Below are 6,891 nucleotides of genomic sequence, written 5' to 3' on the forward strand. Positions count from 1 at the left end.
CCGGGGGCCGGGCGCAACACAAGGTCGCACCCACTTCCCGGTCGCCGCGCGATATCGCGCTACGGGCTCCCCCGCGCCCCACTCTGGAACCCACCTCGATGAATGTCATTACCCTGCGTGTCAATGCGCTGTGCCTTGCCGTCGGCACCGCCCTGTCCCCGTTGCCGGCGCTCGCTGCCGAGACCGTGATCATCCGTGACGCGGACGTGGACCTGATCCGGCCGCCGACCTATGGCCATGCCGAGGTATACGACAGCACGGTGACCAACCATGAGGTCCGGACCGATGCGGCGGTGAGCGTGGACCGTGGCAATCTGAGGATGGAGCGCACCCGGGTGCTCACCACCGGCGATGGCATGTCCGCGCTGTCGTACTACGGTGGCGAGTACTACAACAATGGCGTCACCTACGATGCCGTGATCGAAGGGTCCGATTTCAGCACCCGCGGCGATCGGGCCTTCGGCCTGCTGTTCAGCTCCACCACCTTCGACTCCAGTACCGGCATGCTGGACAAGGTCGGCCATGTCACCGTGCGCGGCAGCTCGGTCGCCACCGAGGGCAGCGGCGCGTCCGGGGTCGCGGTGGCCGGCGTCAACACGGTGGACCTGATCGATTCCCTCGTGACCACTACCGGCGGCAGCGCACATGGCGCGGCGATGATGGGCGGCACCCTGGCCCTGCAGAACTCCGCCGTGGAAACCCTTGGTGACGGCGCCCACGGCGTGCATGCACGGTCGATGCGCTGGAGCATCACCGGGCACCTGCCGTTCGTCTATCGCGCTGACCTTGCGCTGGTGGATGCCCACGTCGTGACCCAGGGTGTCGGCAGCGTCGGCATCCTGGCCGGCTACCAGGACAACGGGGTGCCGGAAGACATCGGGGCGAACCTGCGGCTGGACAATGCCAGCGTCCGGTCGGCGCAGAGTCACGCGGTGCAGTTCCTGCGCGGCAAGGAAAACACCCTCGACCTGGCCCGGGGCAGCATTCTCGACGGCGGCGATGCGGTGGTGTTCGCCGGTGAAGCCGACAGTGTCAACCAGGTCAATGCGGCGGCGTCGTGGCTGGTCGGTCGCGGTGCACACGCGCTGGTTGCCGACAACGGTGCCGATCTGCGGGTGCAGCTGGGCAACAGTGCGGTGCAGGTCGTGGCGGACCGAGGCCTGGCGCACGCGCGCCGCGACAGCCGCATCGACATCCGCGCCGTGGGCTCGCAGCTGCAGGGCAATGTACAGGTCGATGCCGACGCTGCGCTGGACATGCACCTGGAGGATAGCGCGTGGAACGCATGGGGCCAGTCTCAGCTGGACCAGCTGAGCCTGCGCAATGGCAGCACGTTGACGCTGGGTGCCGGGAGCGTCGGCGACCGCATGGTCGTGCGCGGGGATCTGAACATCGACGACAGTACGCTGGTGTTCGACAGCGCGCTGGGCGAGGACGGTTCGGCCAGCGATCACCTGTGGGTGCAGGGCGATACCGCCGGTCACGGCGCGATCGTGGTCAACAACGTGGGGGGGCGCGGTGGCCAGACCGTGGACGGTATCCAGCTGATCCAGGTCGATGGCGTGTCCGGTGCAGCGTTGACGCTCGCCGGCCGTGCCGTCGGTGGGCAGTACGAATATTTCCTGTTCAAGGGCAGCGACCGCGATCCGGCCGATGGCAACTGGTACCTGCGTTCGGCGTTGCAGCCGGAGGTGATGGATCCGTGCGAGGCGGACCCGCAGGCGGGGGAGTGCGGCGGTCCGCCGCCGCCGGAGCCCTGTGCCGTCAACTGGAACCGTGAGACGTGCACCGTGCCGACGCCGGAGCCGGAAGTGATCCCCGAGCCGGAAGTGATCCCCGAGCCGGAAACGCCCGGGACGCCGCGCCCGGTACTGCGCCCCGAGCCGGGCGCCTACCTTGCCAACCAGCGCTCGGCACTGCAGATGTTCACGCTCCAGGCGCAGGATCGGCAAGGGGCGCGAGGCGATGACGCGCGGGGCGCATGGGCGTTGGTGGCCAGCAGCCGGGCCCGTTACGGTGCGGTGGCCGATCAGCTGCGCGTACACGGGGACACCGCATCACTGGTGGTCGGCACCGACCTGCTGGCGTGGGGAGAGGACACCCGCGGCACGTTCGGCGTGCTGCTGGGCAGTGGGCGCGCAAGCAGCACCAGCACTTCGCAGCTCACCGGCTACCGCGCCAGCGGCAAGGTCGATGGCCAGGTCGCAGGCGTCTACGGACAGTGGCGGCAGCGTGCCGATGGCGTGCGCGGGCTGTACCTGGATGCCACCGTGCAGCACGCGCGCTTCCAGAACAGCGTGCAGGGAGACGCCCTGGACAAGGAGCGCTACGACAGCCGCAGCACCTCGGCCGCGCTGGAGGCCGGCTACGCGTTCACCCTGGTGGACAGCGCGGCCCGCGCCGTCTACGTGCAACCGCAGGTGCAGTTGCGCTATACCGCGTTCGACGCGGACGCGCACACCGAACGCAACGGCACCCTGATCGACGGTGCCGACGCCGACGGACTGAGCAGCCGTGTCGGGGTGCGGTTGTTTGGACACGCGAACACGACCGGCGCCCGCGTGCAGCCGTTCGTGGCGGTCAACTGGCACCGCGAAAGCGCCGACAACAGTTTGCGCTTCGATGGCGAGCGGGTGGCGGGTGGACGGCCACGCAATCGCGTCGAGGCAGCCGCCGGCGCACAGCTGCGACTGGGTTCGCGGTGGAGCGCATGGGGCGAGGCGGGTTGGCAGCGCGGCAGTGGCGGCTATCGCGAGGCGAACGCGTCGTTGGGGATGCGCGCCAGCTGGTGACGTCAGTGGTGATGCATGAGGAGTACAGCGAGGGCGCCATTGGCGCCTTCGCTGTTTTTCCGGGGTCGCTCTCCGTACGGCCTGTCACCGCGCCTTGAGGCCGTTTGCGTCGCAAAACGGGCCTGCGCTCGTCCGTCCCGGAGACCGGCGAAAGATCCCCTATCGTTTCACACTAGCATCACCATGCTTGCGCGCTAAATCCGTGAGCTAGCTCCCATTTGTTTATCTCCAGTGGAATCGAGTAGCGCTGGAAGCGGTCGGATGCCGCGAGCATAGATTTCGGAAATGTTGTATTCGCATTGCCGGACGACCTTTCTATGATTCTTTCTCCTATCGGCCGCACGGTTCGCGCTGTCAAACATCTATCGAGTGGCCGCCAACGGTGGCGACAGCGTGCTCGGCTGCAACGCCCCCCGTTGCGTTGAACGACCTGCGTTCCGCCTGGGGGAGCCAATGCCGCACTGTTCGTTCGCGGACTCCACCGGCTGTCATGACTCGGCCTGCCCGACGGGCGATCACCGCTGCGCCCGCGCCCGCAATACCCATTGGAGATTCGCCCCATGTACACCTCACCGCTTTGCGGCCGGAACGGCCGCTCGAACCTTGTTGCCCTTCCTTCTCCGGCGGCCATGCCGTGGGCAATAGCGCTCGCGATGCTGGCGACGAGTGCGCCGGCCCTGGCGCTCAACGAATGCGGCACGGCGGCGGTGGTGATCTGCGACACCCCGCCGCCGGCCTATTCACAGGGCATCGTCTACCAGGTGGGAACGCTGGATTTGACGCTGAAGGCCGGCACGGTGGTGGATACCTCAGGGGCAAGTAGCATTCCCTCAGGCTCCAATACCTCTTTCGGAATTGGCGCGATCACGGGCAGTGGCAGTTCGCCGCCGTCCCCCACGGGGGATATCCGGGCCGTCATCGAGGCTGGGGCGGTGGTGAATACCACCCAGAACAACGTGGTGGCAGTCCGATTCTCCGACCACAGTGGCCTCATCAATGGCACCCTGATCAATGCGGGCGACCTGACGATGTCCGGCGGCTTCCAGTCGACGGTAACTGCCAGCCTCAAAGGCAGCTTCTATCTTGACAACAGTGGCACGATTACCAGCACAGGAACCTCCAGTGACGCGGTGGTGATCTTTGGTGGCGGAACGGCGCCGGCGCCGATCACGGTGGTGAACTCTGGCGCCATCGTCTCCAACAGCACGCCGGCGCTGCCGTCTGAGCGCAGCACGGGCGTCCGCGTTTTCATGACCACGCGAGAGGGCGTGCTGACGATCGACAACTCCGGCTTGATCAGCGGGCTCGACTCGGGCATAAGCGTGTTTGGATCGAACTTGCCCGGCGCGACGCTTAACGGCGTCAACAGTGGCCAGATCGTTGGCGGCGTCGCAGGTGTTGCACTACAGTCGCTCAATGGCACGTTCCTGAACACCGGCACCATCGAGGGCACCGCGGCTGGCGGCATCGGGGTCGGAATGTCGTCAAACAACTATGCACTGACCAACGAGGGCACGATCGCCGGGGATGTCGGTGTGCGCTTCAACGGTTCCGCCAGTAGCATCAGCTCGCTGCTGAACCGGGGTACTGTGATTGGCCGCGCTGGCACTGCCGTGGCGATCAGCGGGAATGCCAACACGTTGATCCTGGACACCGGCTCGGATCTGCAAGGCGACGCCATCGCCAGCGGAAATGGCCACCTGCTGGTGTTGCGCGGCACGGGCAGTGAGGACGCATTGCTGCAGGGCTTCGACACCCTGCGCATGGAGGGCGTGGACTGGAGTCTCGCACATGATGCCAGCTTCACCGGCGCAGCCTTGCTCACGTCTGGCGAGCTCCGCATGGTCGGCAGCACCATCACCGTGCCTGCCATGTCCGTGACCAATGGTGCCGCGCTCTCCGGTTTTGGCACCGTCGCCGGTGCGGTCAGCGTGGCCGACGGCGGGGTGCTGTCGGCGCAGCAGGGTGCACCCCTGCTGTTCGACAGTCTTTCCTTGTCCGGCGGCTCGGTCATCAAGACCGCTCTGGGCGTGCCTGGCAACTCCACCGGCGTGTTTCAGGTGCGTGGCGATCTGGTCCTTGACGGGCGCCTGGACGTCAGTGACCTGGGCGGGTTCGGCAGCGGCGTCTATCGCATCTTCGACTACGGCGGCAGCTTGGTCGACAACACGTTGGAGGTCGGCACGCTGCCAGCAGGGCGCGCCGATGTGCAGACTTCGATCAGCGGACAGGTAAACCTGGTCGCCAGCGTGGCGAGCGGAGCGATAGCGTTCTGGGACGGTGCCGGCGCGGCGAACGACGGTGTGATTGCCGGTGGAGACGGCGTCTGGAACCTTCTCAACAGTCAATGGACCGACGCGCCGGGTACGTTCAATGATCCATGGGCCCAGGACTTCGGCGTATTCCAGGCCGCGCCGGGCGTGGTCACCATCGACAACGCCAGTGGCCAGGTCGCCACCACCGGGCTGCAGTTCGCCAGCGACGGCGACCGCGTCACCGGCGGCGCGCTGCGACTGGATGCACCGGAAACCATCATCCGAGTCGGCACCGGCGCGGCCGCTGGCGCGGAGATGACCGCCACGATCGACAGCGCGCTGTTTGGTACGGGCAATCTGATCAAGCGCGATTTCGGCCGGTTGATCCTGAGCGGCGACTCCAGTGCCTACACCGGCGCCAGCGAAGTACGCGAAGGCCAGCTGGAGGTCAACGGGCAGTTGGGCGGAACGCTGGCCGTACAGGCGGGCGCGACGTTGGCCGGCAGCGGCACCGTTGGCAGCACCACGCTGGTGGCCGGCGCGGTGTTGGCACCGGGCGGCAACCGTGGCGGGGATATCGGCACGCTGACCATCAACGGTGATTTCATCGGGCAGGGCGGCACGCTGCTGCTGGATACCGAGCTGGCCGGCGACAGTGCACGCACCGACCTGCTGCGCATCACCGGCAACAGCAGTGGCCAGGCCGAGCTGCAGGTGCGCAATGCCAGTGGCGCGGGCGCGCAGACCAGCAATGGCATCCGTGTGGTGGAAGTGGGGGGCAACTCCAATGCGACCTTCGACCTGATGGGCCGCGCCGTCGCCGGGCAGTACGAGTATTTCCTGTTCAAGGGCGACCGCGGCGGCGCGGGCGGCGACTGGTATCTGCGTTCGGAGCTTCCCGATACGGTCGGTCCGATCGAGCCGCCGCTGCCGCCCGAACCCGTGCTTCGCCCGGAACCGGGTGCCTATCTCGCCAACCAGTCCGCCGCGGTGGACATGTTCCAGCTGCGCTACCAGGATCGCCACGGCGACCCGTCCACCCAAGCCGACCGCAACGGTGGCTGGGTGCGTGTCAAGCGCAACCAGGCCGACTTCGGTGCGGTGGGCCGGCAGCTGGAGGTGAGCAGCGACAGCAACGTGCTGCAGGTGGGGGCGGATCTGTTCGGGCGCGGACAGGACAGTCGCGCCACCGTCGGGGTGATGCTGGCCAGCGGTACCGCGCAGAACCAGGTGTCCTCCGCGCTGACCGGCTACTCCGCCAAGGGGCGCGTGCGTGGCACCGCGCTGGGCGCATATGGCACGTGGCTGCAGAACACCGATGGCGCCGGCCTCTACGTGGACGGCTGGGCACAGTACGGTCGCTACGACAACCGCGTGGACGGCCTGGGGTTGCGCCGCGAACGTTATGACGCGCGCGCCACTACCGCTTCACTGGAGACAGGCTATGCGTTCATGCTTGGCAACAGCGCGCGCACGGTCTGGTCGCTGCAGCCGCAGGTCCAGGTGCTTTATACCGACTATCGCAGCGACAGCGTGGTGGAAGCCAACGGTACACGCGTCGACGGTGCCGATGCCGGCGGGTTGTCCACCCGGGTCGGCCTGCAGGTGCAGGGCCACGGCGTTTCCCCGTGGAACCGGGTACAGCCGTTCCTGGCGGTGAACTGGTTGCACGATGCAAGCGACAACGCGCTGCACTTCGATGGCGAAAAACTCCAGGCGGGCATCCCCAGGGACCGCTATGAAGTGAAGGTCGGCGCGCAGCTGCAGCTGGGTGCGAACTGGGCTGCATGGGGCGACATGGCGGTACAGAACGGCAGCGCAGGCTACCGCGACGTAGCCGGGCA

The 6,891-nt window shown here is 67.1% G+C and carries 2 protein-coding genes; both read left to right on the forward strand.

Going from position 1 to position 6,891, the window contains the following annotated elements; translation table 11 throughout:
* The first annotated feature begins 98 nt into the window (after window positions 1-98).
* The gene (locus RTO53_RS04670; protein ID WP_312236711.1) at window positions 99-2,792 is read left to right on the forward strand and encodes an autotransporter outer membrane beta-barrel domain-containing protein; all 2,694 of its coding nucleotides are present in this window, start codon (window positions 99-101) and stop codon (window positions 2,790-2,792) included.
* 653 nt (window positions 2,793-3,445) lie between these two features.
* Window positions 3,446-6,891 (forward strand): autotransporter outer membrane beta-barrel domain-containing protein (locus RTO53_RS04675; protein ID WP_312236712.1); only part of this gene is annotated, 3,446 nt, incomplete at its 3' end.

The sequence above is a fragment of the Stenotrophomonas sp. genome, from assembly GCF_031995405.1.
Lineage (GTDB): Bacteria > Pseudomonadota > Gammaproteobacteria > Xanthomonadales > Xanthomonadaceae > Stenotrophomonas.

Bases quoted from the DNA above. Each gene is read 5' to 3' on its own strand.
- RTO53_RS04670 (WP_312236711.1), top strand. From the start codon at position 99: ATGAATGTCATTACCCTGCGTGTCAATGCGCTGTGCCTTGCCGTCGGC.